This window comes from Mucilaginibacter polytrichastri (genome assembly GCF_001911425.1).
GTDB lineage: Bacteria > Bacteroidota > Bacteroidia > Sphingobacteriales > Sphingobacteriaceae > Mucilaginibacter > Mucilaginibacter polytrichastri.
Window position 1 is genome coordinate 2,475,466 of the sequence record NZ_MPPL01000001.1, and the last position, 14,838, is coordinate 2,490,303.

At 41.6% G+C, this 14,838-nt stretch carries 13 protein-coding genes; 11 read left to right on the forward strand and 2 right to left on the reverse strand.

Features of this window, described 5'->3' with window-relative positions; genetic code table 11:
* Positions 1-468, reverse strand: a 468-nt coding sequence (locus RG47T_RS26385) for a chloride channel protein (RefSeq protein WP_216351045.1), incomplete at its 3' end; no start/stop codon positions are given.
* A 72-nt stretch (positions 469-540) separates the two neighbouring features.
* Between RG47T_RS26385 and RG47T_RS10675 the strand changes: the two genes are divergently transcribed.
* On the forward strand, positions 541-1,722 hold the full coding sequence (locus tag RG47T_RS10675) for an AIR synthase related protein (protein WP_171972512.1): 1,182 nt from the start codon (positions 541-543) through the stop codon (positions 1,720-1,722).
* Positions 1,723-1,896: 174 nt separating this feature from the next.
* Here the strand turns inward: RG47T_RS10675 and RG47T_RS10680 are convergent, their stop codons facing one another.
* A complete protein-coding gene (locus tag RG47T_RS10680) occupies positions 1,897-5,100 on the reverse strand; it encodes a TonB-dependent receptor (protein WP_074489450.1) in 3,204 nt (1,067 codons plus the stop codon).
* Positions 5,101-5,452: 352 nt separating this feature from the next.
* On the opposite strand from RG47T_RS10680, the gene lpdA reads away from it, so the two are divergent.
* The 10 genes from lpdA to RG47T_RS10730 all read left to right on the forward strand — a co-directional run bounded on the left by lpdA (position 5,453) and on the right by RG47T_RS10730 (position 14,778).
* A complete protein-coding gene (gene lpdA, locus RG47T_RS10685; RefSeq protein WP_074489452.1) occupies positions 5,453-6,844 on the forward strand; it encodes a dihydrolipoyl dehydrogenase in 1,392 nt (463 codons plus the stop codon).
* Between the two features lie 178 nt (positions 6,845-7,022).
* Positions 7,023-7,862, forward strand: coding sequence for an MBL fold metallo-hydrolase (locus tag RG47T_RS10690; RefSeq protein WP_074489453.1), 840 nt, complete (start codon positions 7,023-7,025; stop codon positions 7,860-7,862).
* A 298-nt stretch (positions 7,863-8,160) separates the two neighbouring features.
* Positions 8,161-9,021 carry a sigma-70 family RNA polymerase sigma factor gene (locus tag RG47T_RS10695; RefSeq protein ID WP_074489455.1) on the forward strand — a complete coding sequence of 287 codons (861 nt, stop codon included), beginning with the start codon at positions 8,161-8,163 and terminating at the stop codon, positions 9,019-9,021.
* Positions 9,022-9,073: 52 nt separating this feature from the next.
* On the forward strand, positions 9,074-9,772 hold the full coding sequence (gene nfi / locus RG47T_RS10700) for a deoxyribonuclease V (RefSeq protein ID WP_074489456.1): 699 nt from the start codon (positions 9,074-9,076) through the stop codon (positions 9,770-9,772).
* 96 nt (positions 9,773-9,868) lie between these two features.
* Positions 9,869-10,825 carry a pepsin/retropepsin-like aspartic protease family protein gene (locus RG47T_RS10705; RefSeq protein ID WP_171972513.1) on the forward strand — a complete coding sequence of 319 codons (957 nt, stop codon included), beginning with the start codon at positions 9,869-9,871 and terminating at the stop codon, positions 10,823-10,825.
* Positions 10,826-10,831: 6 nt separating this feature from the next.
* Positions 10,832-12,250 carry an early set domain-containing protein gene (locus tag RG47T_RS10710; protein WP_083627373.1) on the forward strand — a complete coding sequence of 473 codons (1,419 nt, stop codon included), beginning with the start codon at positions 10,832-10,834 and terminating at the stop codon, positions 12,248-12,250.
* A gap of 47 nt (positions 12,251-12,297) precedes the next feature.
* The gene (locus RG47T_RS10715; RefSeq protein WP_074489459.1) at positions 12,298-12,621 is read left to right on the forward strand and encodes a hypothetical protein; all 324 of its coding nucleotides are present in this window, start codon (positions 12,298-12,300) and stop codon (positions 12,619-12,621) included.
* Entirely contained in the window at positions 12,608-13,261 is a 654-nt protein-coding gene (locus RG47T_RS10720; protein ID WP_074489460.1) for an ATP-binding cassette domain-containing protein, read from the forward strand. Before RG47T_RS10715 ends, RG47T_RS10720 begins: the two co-directional genes overlap by 14 nt.
* A 12-nt stretch (positions 13,262-13,273) precedes the next feature.
* Complete coding sequence (locus tag RG47T_RS10725) at positions 13,274-14,065, forward strand: PhzF family phenazine biosynthesis protein (protein WP_074489461.1); 792 nt, start codon at positions 13,274-13,276, stop codon at positions 14,063-14,065.
* A 44-nt stretch (positions 14,066-14,109) separates the two neighbouring features.
* Complete coding sequence (locus RG47T_RS10730; RefSeq protein WP_074489462.1) at positions 14,110-14,778, forward strand: DUF3885 domain-containing protein; 669 nt, start codon at positions 14,110-14,112, stop codon at positions 14,776-14,778.
* Positions 14,779-14,838: the final 60 nt, after the last annotated feature.

Sequence of the window (14,838 nt, forward strand, 5' to 3'; positions counted from 1 at the left end):
ATATGGGCTTAATTTAAAAAACCTGCCCGTATTTGAACCTATAGCAGCCCCTGTTGATACGATAGGCGCCTCCAGCCCTGATGAACCACCGAAACCCACCGTAAGCGAGCTGGTTATGAGGTGCGAATAAACGTTATTGAATTTAACATTCGATTTATTACGTTTAATAATATAGATAAGTGTGCCTATCCCCTTTTGTATCTGGTCGCGGTTAATGAGGTGCTGGTAAGCTACCGTAAACAAAATACCCAGGGCCGGTAAAAAAATATAGCTATAATGGTATGGCAAATGCGCTGATATATTACGGCTCAGATCTTCCATAAAATGTACCAGGTATTTAAGTAACACGGCACTTAAACCGGCTATTAAACCTACAAACACGCTACAGTACATTAAAAAGTTGTGCTTGCTTACTCTTACCAAACGCCAGCGGTTAACGTTTATGTAGTGAAGGAGTGTCTTAATCATAGAAATATAGTGCGAAGGCCGGCAATTTAATGAATTTACTGCTTAAAAGTATTGGGATGCTTATATTTGCCCATGATTTCTTCGCAAAGGTATGACCAGCGCGGCGTATCGGCTTCTAAAGATGATGTCCATAACGCCATTAAAAACATTGATAAGGGTATATTTCCACAAGCTTTTTGTAAAATTATTCCGGATATTTTGGGCGGCGATGCCGAATGGTGCAATATTATGCACGCAGACGGTGCGGGTACCAAATCGTCATTAGCTTACCTGTACTGGAAACAAACCGGCGATATTTCGGTGTGGCGCGGCATTGCCCAAGATGCTATTATTATGAACCTGGACGACCTGCTTTGTGTAGGCGCATTAGACAATATCCTGCTTTCATCAACCATTGGGCGTAACAAAAACCTAATACCCGGTGATGTAATTGCTGCCATTATTAACGGTACCGAAGAAATATTGGCCGAACTGCGTAACGCAGGTATTGGCATCTATTCTACCGGCGGCGAAACTGCAGACGTTGGCGATATTGTACGTACCATTATTGTGGATAGTACCGTTACCTGCCGCATGAAACGCAGCGACGTAATTAGCAATGACCGTATTAAAGCAGGCAATGTTATTGTTGGCCTGGCATCTTACGGCAAGGCAACTTACGAGCAGGAATACAATGGCGGTATGGGTTCAAACGGATTAACATCTGCCCGCCACGATGTTTTTAATAAAAAACTGGCTGAGCAGTTCCCAGAGAGTTATGACCCGGCGGTACCTTACTCATTGGTATTTTCGGGCAGCAAAAACCTGAGAGATAAAATAGATATCGGTTATGGCGAAACCGTGGATGCTGGCAAACTGGTGCTATCTCCTACCCGCACCTACGCCCCGGTAATTAAAGCCATATTGGATAAATACCGCGCACAGATAGACGGCATGGTGCATTGCAGCGGCGGCGCACAAACCAAGGTGCTGCACTTTATCAATAACCTGCATATCATTAAAGATAACCTTTTCGATTTACCACCCCTGTTTAAATTAATTCAGGCAGAATCTGGCACCAGCTGGCAGGAAATGTACAAGGTATTTAACATGGGCCACCGTATGGAGCTTTATGTACCGCAGGAAATTGCTGATGGCATTATAGCTATATCTAAAAGCTTTAACATCGACGCACAAATTGTAGGCCGTGTAGAAACCGCAGACCAAAAACAAGTAACCATAACTTCTGAGTATGGTGAGTTTGTGTATAACTAAAAATCATTTTTAGCAGACCCTAATGCCTATCTGCTTATATCATAAAACAAGATTGGCCGGTTAATTAACCGGCCAATCTTGTTTTATGCCTGCATGTATTTTATAAAAAGCATTTACGTAAACAGGCCCCAATAAATCGGGGCCTGTTTACTATATTACCAATTCTAAATATAATTAGAAGCTATAACGTGCACTGATCTGTCCTCTCCAACGAGAAATATAATCATTGTAGAAATATGGCCTAAGCTTACCATCAACAGTGTTAAATTTAGTTTTATCAAAGTTAAAGGTTGGGTTTGTGCCTTGTGTTACCACAGTAAACAAGTTTACGCCCTGGTTAGCTATGTAATAAGAGTTGCCCCAGTCTTTGTTTAAGAAGTTACCAACGTTTAACATATCTAAGGTAATAGACAACATGTGTTGTTTATATACTTTAAAGTCTTGTTGTACTTTTAAATCGATGTGGTTTTCCCAAGGCATTCTGTCGCCATTACGTGAAGTATTTTCACCTAGGTGTTTCTTCAGGTAAGGGTTTTGATCAACAAAAGCCATGTAATCTGCAAACTGCTGGTCGGCAGTAAGTGTTACAGTTCCAACTTTTAAAGGTGCAAACTGGGCCTGTGCCACAGTTGCTGGTAGGTAAGCTAAACCAGCAGCAGAGCCTTTGCTTGATGCATCATCACCATTAATATTTTGGCTGTACAGGTAAGAATAAGTCTGACCAGATTGGCCTATGTAAACTAAACCTATAGTGGTAGCTAATTTATTGTGCGCGTAAGTAAAACGCTTAGAGATATACCCAACTATACGTGATCCCGGATCGTAATTTGAACGGGTAACATCAAGGCTGTTTAAGCCGTTAACATTGTAAGCAAAACGCCAGTTAGAAATAGCCGTTGAACTTGTACCATCATTAACCGAAGTTGAATGACCATAGGTATAGGCAATGCTACCAGCCCAACCATTAGAGATTGGTTTTTGAATCTGAGCTGTAAAGTTGTAAGCATAACCTTTGCTGGTGTTGGTTAAATAAATAACATCAGTATAGTTGTTGTTTGCTCTTGTAAAATTATAGAACGGGCGGGTGGTATTACCTAAAGTAACTGTAGTAGGGTTAGCATTTAAGTTAAGATTCTGATAAAGGATATCGTTGATCTTTTTAGTATAGATAGCCTCTAATGTTCCTACTAAACCCCAGATTGGTAATTTTTGATCAACAGCTAAGTTACCACGCAAGGTTTGGGTAAACTTAAAGTTCTTGTCTGTTAAATCAATTTCAGACGGGGCATTGCTTGCACCTAACTGCGCACCCAAATGTGGATCATTAGGGTCGTAATGGAAACGGATATTTGCAGTAGATGGGTTAGTTGTAGCACCCGAAGAGAATTTGGTAATTAACACGCCGGTACCACCATATTGGTTAGAGATCCAAACAAATGGAACCCTGCCTGTAAATAAACCGGCACCACCACGTACCTGGGTAGTAGCATCACCGTTAACATCCCAGTTAAACCCAACTCTTGGCGCAAATAATGGCGTAGAATTTGGTGCTTTGTTGGTTTTTACACCGTACTGCTGTGCAATTGCTGTTGAGTTAAATGCAGCGTTTTCGCCGGGAGTGTTCATGAAAATAGGGATATCCATACGCACACCATAAGTTAATTTAAACTTATCGCTAACGCTCCATACATCCTGTGCATAAGCGCTTAACTGGGCAGCCTTTAAAATCTGGTTGGCATTGTCGCTTCCGCCAGCGGTTGAATAATAAGCGCTGTAGTTTGCAGGAGCCGAAGTATTTGCCTCAAATTGAGCAATAGAGCTATACTTGTTATAGTAACCGTAATAGTTTTGGATAAAAACATTGTTTGATTTATATAACAAGTTGTCTGTACCAAAAGTAAATGTATGCTTGTTTTTATACAGCGTAAAGTTATCTACCAATGTCCATGAATCCTGGTTAAGGCTATTTCTGGCAGATGAGTTATCACCACCAAAGTTATAGTTTAACCCATTCTCCTGTATGTATACCGTAGGGAAATCGGCTGTAGCTCTTTTATCGCGTGTTGCAGTATAAGTTACACGTAAAACGTTTGATGCAGTATTTGATAAAGAAGAGTTTAACTCAATAACAGATGAGTTGTTTTTGGTATTAAAAGTATAACCGTTACTTGTGTAAGAAATACTTGTTGGGCTACGGCTAATAGCAAAATTGCTACCATCTGTATAACTATGGCGAACGGTCAGCTTATTTTTATCGTTGATGTTCCAGTCTAAACGGCCAAAAGCATAGTGCGAACCCTGGTTTTTATTAATTTCACCACTGCTGCTACCGATATCGAAATTATAAGTTTTTAATACAAAATCGTGCAATTGCTGCAATACCGCAGGATCAAATTTCGAGCCTGAGTTAGCTTGTGCAGGGTCGTTAGCTAAAGGTGTAGTGTTATCTATGCGCTCGTAGTTACCAAAAAAGAATAGTTTGTTTTTGATAATCGGGCCGCCTAGGCTAAAACCGTAAGTTTTATTTTTAAAGTTGTTGTACTTAAGGTCTGTTGATACACTTTTACCAATCAGATCCTGATTTTGATAGTAACCATAAGCAGAACCATGGAATTCATTAGTACCGCTTTTAGTAACTGCGTTAATACCTCCACCAGTAAAACCACCCTGGGTAACATCATAAGGAGCCAGTACGATTTGTAATTCAGAGATAGACTCTAATGGAATTGGGTTAGCACCAGCCTGCCCGCCGTTTGTACCGCTTCCGGCTAAACCAAAAACGTCGTTACTCATGGCGCCATCAACAGTAAACTGATTGTATTTATTACTTTGGCCGGCAAATTGAATACCTAGCGGGCTACCATCAGAGCTGCTGTTAATTGAAATTGCTTGCGGGGTTAAACGGGCAAAATCCTGTACGCTTCTGCTTACAGATGGTAAACTTTGCAATTGCTGCAAAGAAACGTTGGTTGAAGGGCCTTTTCTTTCGGTACTGATAACGCTACCTTTTTTTGTGCCCTTAATGTTTACTTCAGATAGGGTTTTACCCTCATCAAGTAAAATAACTTCTACTTTAGTGGGTGTACCTAAACTTGCGGCCAAATCTGTAAACGTGCGTGCCGCAAAACCTACAAAAGAGATTTTTACAGTATAAGGGCCTCCTGATTTAACGTTTGGAAGGTTAAAATCACCATTATTACGTGATACCGTACTATAAGTAGTACCTGTTGGCACGTGTGTAGCAATAACAGTTGCACCCGGCAAAGGCAAGCCTTTGGAATCTTTAATTGTTCCTGTAAAACTACCGGTTGTTACCTGGGCATAGGTAAATAAGGTAGTAGAAAGAAACATAATTAAGAAAAGTAAGTGTTTTCTCATACTCTTTGTTTATTCGTTTAACGTTTAATTTAATAAGTTGCAAATATAAGTAATGCCCTATTAGCCAATGTTAAGTAAATGTTAACAAAGGCGGTCATTTATCAACACTCGAGGTTATAAATAATGAAATTCGCAATAAAAGCCACTTAATTCCAATTAAAATGAATTTCAGGAATCACATTGTATCATATTTATTACGTGATATTGTAATTATCCTAACGAGTTAGTCAGTGCTGGTGTATTTATATAATAAAAGCGTCAACAATGCACTTGCAACCCAGCCACATATTTCGCATCTCATGGTTTTTGCGTATTTTTGGCATTATACAAAAAGCATAATCTATAAAAAATCATGAACTACGATGTTATTGTTATAGGGTCTGGTCCGGGTGGCTATGTTGCTGCGATCCGCGCCTCTCAGTTAGGTTTAAAAACCGCAGTAGTTGAGCGGGAGTCGTTAGGCGGTATATGCCTTAACTGGGGTTGTATCCCAACTAAAGCGCTGTTAAAAAGCGCCCAGGTGTTTGAGTACCTTAATCACGCTGCTGATTATGGTATTACAATAGAAGGCCAGGGTGTTGTTGATTTTGGTGCCGTTATTAAACGCAGCCGTGGCGTTGCCGATGGCATGAGCAAAGGCGTGCAGTTTTTAATGAAGAAAAACAAAATTGATGTTATTTACGGTTTTGGTAAGCTTAAAGGTAAAGGTACAGTAGAAGTTAAAGCTGCTGATGGTACCGTTGCCGAGCACCAGGCCAAACATATTATACTGGCTACAGGTGGCCGCTCGCGCGAGTTGCCTAACCTTAAACAAGATGGTGTTAAAGTTATTGGTTACCGCCAGGCTATGAATTTGCCTAAACAACCAAAATCAATTGTTGTGGTAGGCTCGGGCGCTATTGGTATTGAGTTTGCTTATTTCTATAACTCAATTGGTACTAAAGTTACTGTGGTTGAGTTTTTGGGCGATATTGTACCGTTAGAAGACGAAGAAGTTTCGAAACAACTGAACCGTAGTTTGAAAAAACAAGGCATCAACATCATGACCAACTCTACCGTTGAGTCTGTTGATACCAGCGGCGAGTTATGCAAAGTAAGCGTAAAAACAGCTACAGGCGTTGAGATATTAGAAGCAGAGGTTGTACTATCTGCAATCGGTATCAGCACTAATTTAGAAGGGATAGGCCTCGAAGAAACAGGCGTTAAATTTGACAAAGGCAAAGTATTGGTTGATGACTACTACCGCACCAATGTAGAAGGTATTTATGCCATTGGCGATATTGTAAAAGGCCAGGCACTTGCACACGTAGCTTCTGCAGAAGGTATTACCTGTGTTGAAAAAATTGCAGGTTTACATGTAGACCCTATCAATTATAACAACATCCCGGGTTGTACTTATTGCTCGCCCGAAGTTGCGTCTGTTGGCTATACAGAAAAAGCGGCACGCGAAGCAGGATACGAGATCAAGATTGGTAAATTCCCATTCTCGGCCTCTGGTAAAGCAAGTGCTGCCGGTGCCAAAGAAGGTTTTGTTAAAGTAATATTTGATGCTAAATATGGCGAGTTTTTAGGCGCGCACATGATTGGCTTTAACGTTACCGAAATGATTGCCGAAGTTGTTACCGCCCGTAAGCTGGAAACTACCGGCCACGACGTTATTAAAACGATACACCCACACCCAACCATGAGCGAAGCTATTATGGAAGCTGCCGCTGATGCGTACGGTGAAGTGATACACTTGTAGTACTGAGTCCGGAAGCCGAAAAGTAAAGAAGTCAGAAAGACAGAAAATTAGAAAAGTCCGGGAGTGATAAACTTCCGGACTTTTTTGTTTTTACTTGCAGGCTTTCCGACTTGCGGACTTCTTCGCTTCTTCCTATCTTTCGGACCTCCGGACTTCTTTTCTTCCGGACTCACGGACTATGAATTTACACACGATCAATACCGGTTTATTTAAATTAGATGGCGGCGCTATGTTTGGCGTAGTACCTAAAACTATCTGGCAAAAAAGCAACCCGGCCGATGATAATAACATGTGTACCTGGGCCATGCGTTGCCTATTAGTAGAAGACGGCAACCGCCTTATATTGATAGATACCGGAATTGGCGATAAGCAGAGTGAAAAATTCTTTAGCCATTATTACCTGCATGGTGATGATACGCTGCAAAAGTCACTTGCTGCAAAAGGTTTTAGTACCGATGATATTACCGATGTATTTTTAACCCACCTGCATTTTGACCATGTAGGCGGTGCTGTAAAACGCAATGGCGAAAAACTGATCCCGGCTTTTAAAAATGCCACCTACTGGAGTAACCCCAGCCATTGGGACTGGGCGGTGAACCCAAATGAAAGAGAAAAAGCATCGTTCCTGGCAGAAAACATACTACCCATACAGCAAAGCGGGCAATTAAAGTTTGTAGATGTAAGTGAGCAAACCCCTTTTATGAACGATTTCAGCATCCGTTTTGTATCTGGCCATACCGAAGCCATGATGCTGCCACTGATTAATTACAAGGGCAAACAGATATTATACATGGCAGATCTGCTTCCATCCATTGGGCACCTGCCTATCCCCTACGTAATGGCTTATGATATGTTTCCGCTTACTACCATGGCAGAGCGCAAACTCTTCTTCAACGAAGCTGTTGAAAAACAGTACGTACTTTACCTGGAGCATGATGCTGTAAACGAATGCTGCACCTTGCAGCAAACAGAAAAAGGTATCCGCATTAAAGATGCCTTTACACTAAATGAGTTGTAAACATGTTTATAATAATACGCGGCTATCGCCCATTTAAGCCCATTTATGATTAATATTTGCATTAATTGAGGACTACTTTTACAAATCATTTTTTTTCATATCTTTAAGAAATGATAGTTGTAAAGTTTTTAATTAGCCCTATTTTTCATTCAGTTAGGGTCAAAAAATATTAATTGAAAAATCTTATTTCTATGATTTTGAACGAGATACATTTATCAACTGAAACAAAAAAATTTAATAACAATTTTATAGATTTGGGCGTTTAATTCTATAATAAGAATACAGGTAATACAAATAGATGAGACAACTCAAAATAACTCAATCCATTACCAACCGTGAGTCACAGTCACTGGATAAGTATCTGCACGAGATTGGTAAGGTTGACCTAATCACTGCCGAAGAAGAAGTAATATTAGCACAAAAAATTAGAGAGGGCGACCAGGCTGCTTTAGAGCGGTTAACCAAAACCAACCTCCGGTTTGTTGTTTCAGTAGCTAAACAATATCAAAATCAAGGTCTTACCTTAGGCGACCTTATAAACGAAGGAAATTTAGGCTTAATTAAAGCAGCCAAACGCTTCGACGAAACAAAGGGTTTTAAGTTTATCTCTTATGCCGTTTGGTGGATCCGCCAGTCTATTTTGCAGGCCATTGCAGAGCAATCACGTATTGTACGCTTACCACTAAACCAAGTTGGCTCGTTAAGCAAGATTAGTAAAGCATTCTCCAAATTAGAGCAGGAGTATGAGCGTGAGCCATCGCCCGAAGAACTTGCCGATATACTGGAAACCACTGTAGATAAGATTTCTGACACGTTGAGCAACTCCGGCCGCCATGTATCTATGGATGCCCCATTTGTGCAGGGCGAAGAAAACACCCTCTTGGATGTACTGGAAAACCATGAACCTAATACCGACTCGATATTAATTAACGAGTCGTTATCAGAAGAAATCAAACGCTCCCTCTCTACCCTAACCGAGCGTGAGCGCGAAATCATTGTGCTGTTTTTCGGCCTGGGTGCCAGCAGCCCGCTATCGCTCGAAGAAATTGGCGAAAAGTTCAATTTAACCCGCGAGCGTGTACGCCAGATTAAAGATAAAGCACTGCAAAGGCTCCGACATACTTCCAGAAGTAAAATTCTGAAATCCTATTTAGGATAAATATTCAAGGGCCTCCGGTAAACAACCGGAGGCTTTTTTGTTTATATAGGGTATGCAACCCGCCGATTATGAAACCCTCACTCCTGACCAGGCCATCGCTTACCAGAACGAATTGCGGCAAAAGATCAGGATCGAACCGTTAGATAAACCCATCCGCATCATTGGCGGCGCGGATATCTCATTCAATAAATACTCGGAAATAGTTTATGCAGGTATTATCCTGCTCAAATACCCGGAGATGACCGTTATTAGTCATGCCTCTGTGGTTAGTCGTACGTCTTTTCCCTATATCTCAGGCTTGCTGGCTTTCCGCGAAGTGCCTGCGCTATTGGAGGTGTGGAATAAGCTCGATATTAAACCAGATCTGCTGGTATTAGATGGCCAGGGCATAGCACATGAACGCCGCCTGGGCATTGCTACACATTTCGGGCTGGTAACCGATGTGCCAACCATTGGTAGCGCCAAAAGCAGGCTCAGAGGCAAATACGCCGAACCCGCTAACGAAGTCTTCGCTCAAAGCCCGATGTATGATCGTGATGAGGTAATCGGCACAGCTCTGCGCACAAAGAGAAACTGTAATCCCATCTTTATCTCACCCGGCCACCGCATTAGTATGGAGCAAAGCGTTGAAGTGATTAAAAACTGTATCCGTGGCTACAGGATTCCCGAGCCTACCCGGCATGCGCATCTGCTGGTTAACAAGGTACGGGTTGACGATAGCGGGAAAGACACCCAGTTTAGCTTGTTTTAAACCCGTCTCCATAAGTTAGGCTCCCTGTAACGAATCCCGATTTCCAGCGTCTTACTGTTATACCACCTCGCCATGCTTAAACGGGTTTTGCTTATTATGATTTTACTATCGGCTTTGTGCTGTGGTAAAGGCATGTGCAAATCGGGCATCATGATTGGCGGCATCAACCTGAAAACACTGGAACTAGGCGATTCTGACCCTTATGGCGATTTTAAGGTATTAACCGTGCCTATTAAGCGTGCCGGTAACCTCATTATTGTGGAGGCGCAGATAGATTCGCTTGTGGGTAACTTTGTGCTGGATACCGGCGCACCCTACCTGGTCTTAAACGCCACTTATTTTCGTGATCTGCCTAAAATTAATGAGCAGGACGCTGGCGGCATCAATGGCCGCACTGGCGGTACATTTACTGCGGTGGTGCATAATTTCTCCTTAGGCTTTGATCTGCATTACGACCGCCTGATTGCCGACGTAACCGACCTATCCGGGATTGAAAACAGCAAGAAGATTAAAATACTGGGCCTGCTGGGTACCCGCGTATTTGCCAAACTAGCCATCACGATAGATCTTTCCAAAAATCTTTTATATATCCACAAGTTGGACAAACAAGGCGAAATATTATCCGCTGAACGTGTATTTGATAAGCCCGATGTTAAAACCACGTTTAAATACATGAACGACGTGATCTTTATTAAAGGCAACGTGAGTGATAAAAGCATTTGGTTTGCCTTTGATACCGGCGCCGAAACAAATATGCTTGATTTCCATGTATCCAAAAAGATCATCAAATCATTACAGGTTATCAATCGTAACAATGTGGTGGGTGTAGGCGGCACATCCTACGAAATTATTTATGCGCACTTTGATAAGCTGATTATTGGCGATTATCCTTTTATAAGTAACAGGGTGTTAGTGTCAAACCTCGAAAACATTGGCAAGGCCTATGGTTACACAGTTGACGGTATATTAGGTTATGACTTTTTTGCACGCGGCATTTTCACCATAAATTTCGCTAAAAAAGAATTTGAAATGTACATTTACAATCATCAATAGTACAAAATGAGGACGCTTAAACATTTATTTACAATGTTACTGATGCTTTGCAGCTTAACGGCAGCAATAGCGCAGAAGCGTAACCGCATTATGATGCTGCGTGGCCATATCATGTTGATAGTAGACATTAATACAAGCAAAACTGAGATTGACAGCCTATTAAAAGTTGGTGGCGTAACCGGGCAAACTGCAGATATGCTGTTGCATGGCAACTATAAACCCGCTATTAAGGACGGCTGGAATGTTAAGGCTAAAAAGAACATCATTAAGTTAGACCGGTCCTTATCAGACACTGGTCAAAACACGCAGATTACTCCTTACCTGCTTAGCAGCAACGTATACAAAAACAATTCGAGAGCAGGTTACCCGGCTGATGTGGCTTATGGTGTAAATAATTTTTCGAGGGTTACCGTGCACGAACTTCCCTCGGGCCTAACCCGTTTCTTTGTGCCGGGCAATACGCAGGTAAAGCGGGTGCAGCTGTCGGGTAATTTCAACAACTGGAGCACCATTAAAGGCAACATGAACAGAACCGACAGCGGCTGGGTATACGATATGAGGCTGGAGGCTGGAAAGTATTATTATAAACTGATTATCGGTGGTAACTGGACGGCAGACACTTACAATAACCTAACCGAAGATGACGGCCTGGGCAATACCAATTCTGTTTACTACCGTTATAATTATACGTTCAGGCTGGCAGGTTATCCGTCGGCCCGAAAAGTTAGCGTTACAGGCACTTTTAACAAGGGAGCAGAAATACCCATGCGTTTAAAGGACGGCCTATGGGAAGGGCAGCTTTACCTGCATGATGGTAATTACCTTTACCGCTTTATGGTAAATGGCTCGCCCATTACCGACCCTGCAAACAAGCTCACCCAAAAACAAAATAACGTACTGAATTCGGTATTGCTAATGGGCGAAAACATCACCTTCAAGCTCAACGGTTATACTAATGCCCGCAAAGTATATGTTACCGGTGGCTTTAGTAACTGGGATGCCGATATGCTGCCGCTTACCAAAACAGCTACAGGCTGGGTATTGCCTTACACCATTTCGGCGGGTAATTACCAATATAAATTTATTGTAGATGGCCAGTGGATCACCGATCCGGCTAATCCGCATCAAATCAGCACCGACGGTAAAACTAATTCGTTTCTGGTTGTGCGACCCAACCGCACATTTACGCTCAAGGGCTATAGCGCAGCCCATACTGTGCGCCTAACTGGTGACTTTATTAACTGGAACGAACAAGGCTACACACTGGAACACAGAGGTGATGAATGGACAATTAGCCTGCGCCTTAAGCCGGGCAAATACCTTTACAAGTTTCTGATTGATGGTAACTGGATCTTAGACCCGGGCAATAAGCAATGGGAACAAAACCAGTTTGGCACAGGTAATTCTGTATTGTGGATAGAATAAACCCGCAATAATTTGGTTACCAGGCCGTTTAGCTATTTTCGACCTAAATGACCCATCTCCGACCTTTGCTTTTCCAGTTTTATAAAACATTTCTGTGGTGGAACCTGCTGATAACCATAGTAGCTATTTATGCTGTAAATTTGGGTGGGCCGGGCAATGTTGGCAATAGCATCATCATTAAACTAATCGGTTATCTGGGTGCATGGTCTTTTCAAACTTACTTTTATAAGTATGTGTATTTCTATTACCGCAATGCGGGACAGTCTGTTAAAAAGCTATATAGTTATACTTTTAGTATCGATTTCGTAACGTACCTCCTGCTAACAGGTTCTTATATCATTTACATACATTATCCACATGTTAAAGGTTGATAGCGTACAACTCGATTTCGACGGACGCAAAATTTTGCAGAACGTTTACCTGGATTGCAAGCCGGGCGAAGTTACCGGATTGCTGGGCCGTAACGGCAGCGGCAAATCAAGCCTGCTGAAAATCATTTTTGGCACCCTTACGCCGTATTATAAATATGTAAGCATTGATGATGCATTTGTGCAGAAAGGTTATTTAAATAACCGGATAGCTTATTTACCCCAACACAATTACCTGCCACAAAACATCGTGATCAAACACCTCGCCCCTATGCTGGTTGATCCATTGGCTTGGGATGAGTTTGCAGCCTATCCGCTTTATCAGGAGCATCAGCATAAAAAGCCACGCGAACTATCGGGCGGTGAACTGCGTAAACTGGAAACACTGATGATCCTCTATAGCAAAGCCGACTATATTTTGCTGGATGAACCTTTTACCCATATCTCGCCAGTACAGGCAGAAGAGATTAAAGCAATTATCCGCAAGCGGGCAACTTACAAGGGCTTTATCATTACAGACCATCAGTATTACAATATTTTAGAGATTAGTGATAAAATAATCCTGATTGATAATGGCAGTACAAAGCTGGTTAAAAACAAAGAAGATTTGATAACTTACGGCTACCTTAGTAGTAATAGTTAACCAATACCTATAATGACCATACCCATTTACCAGGCCGATGCTTTTACCGACCGTTTATTTGGCGGCAACCCGGCCGCAATTTGCCCGCTTGAGGAGTGGCTACCGGATGAAACCATGCAGAAAATTGCATTGGAGAATAACCTGGCCGAGACTGCTTTCTTTGTAAAAACTACCCGTGGATATCATCTGCGCTGGTTTACCCCCGAACTGGAGATTGACGTTTGTGGCCATGCTACCTTAGCAACCGCCCATATTATTTATACGCAATTGGGTTACACCGGCGAAGAAATATTGTTTGAAACCCAGAAAGCCGGAATACTTAAAGTATCTAAACATGGGGATAAATACACGCTCGATTTCCCTTCCAGGCCACCAATACCAGTAGACCTGACCACCGGTTTACTGGAAGCACTGGGTGATAATGGTAAAGAGCCGATAGCTGTATTACGATCGCGCGATTACTTTTTGGTTTATGAAAACGAGCAAGACATTGTGGACATTAACCCCGACCATATGGCCCTATCAAAAATTGATACCATTGGCGTAATTGTAACCGCCCCTGGCAATACAGTGGATTTTGTTTCCCGTTTTTTTGCGCCCGCCGCCGGTGTTCCCGAAGACCCGGTTACCGGTTCGGCACACTGCAACCTCATCCCTTACTGGGCCGAAAAATTGGGCAAAACCCAGCTCCATGCCTACCAGATATCTGCCCGCAAAGGCGAACTCTGGTGCGAACTCAAAGGCGACCGCGTACTGATGAGCGGCAAAGTGGTGACGTATTTGAAAGGCGAGATATATGTTTAACTGTCGGGCTGAGGGAATAAAGGCAAATAATTAGAACTGACCTAATGACACTTAACTCAGAATTAAAACAATATTTAGCTAAAAATTTTCCCGGATTACAACTTACCCAACCTTTATTTTATAAAAAAATTCCAGGATTGCGGTTTGATTTGCAAGATGAGAAACTTGAAGCAGGGTCGAATAATAATTTACAGGAATATCTTGCAGAAGTAAACAGACGTATTAACATAATTTATAATGAAGTTATTAATGCCAATGATGATATTCTGATTTTCTATAATTGTTATACTTGGAAAAGAAGAAAGATCAGGAAGAGTAATTACATAATAAAACAACTATTAAATCCTCTCCCACCTCATCAATTTAAAAGAACAAACACTCCTCCTAATAATGATAAATACTTTAAGGGTGACAGATCTTGTCAGCTAATAATTAAAGACAAAGCGAGCAATATTAACTTCAAAAATATTTTTAAGGCTATTTCACACACCGATTTCTACTTTAGGCCTGTAATTGAAGGTGAAGTTTACATTATCAACGAAACAACTAATATTATTATATTGATGTATGATGACAGAGGTTGTGATGTAATTTCTAATGATATTCCAATATTAAGAAGCTACTATAACAAGCTATCTGACTTGGTTTTAGAATACGATCGTGAACAAATCATCAAAACACTATCATTAGATAATGTTAATCCTCCACACTAAATAATCAACATCTTACAAATAAAACAAGCACTAAAAACGCTACTTTGCAGGTATAAACCA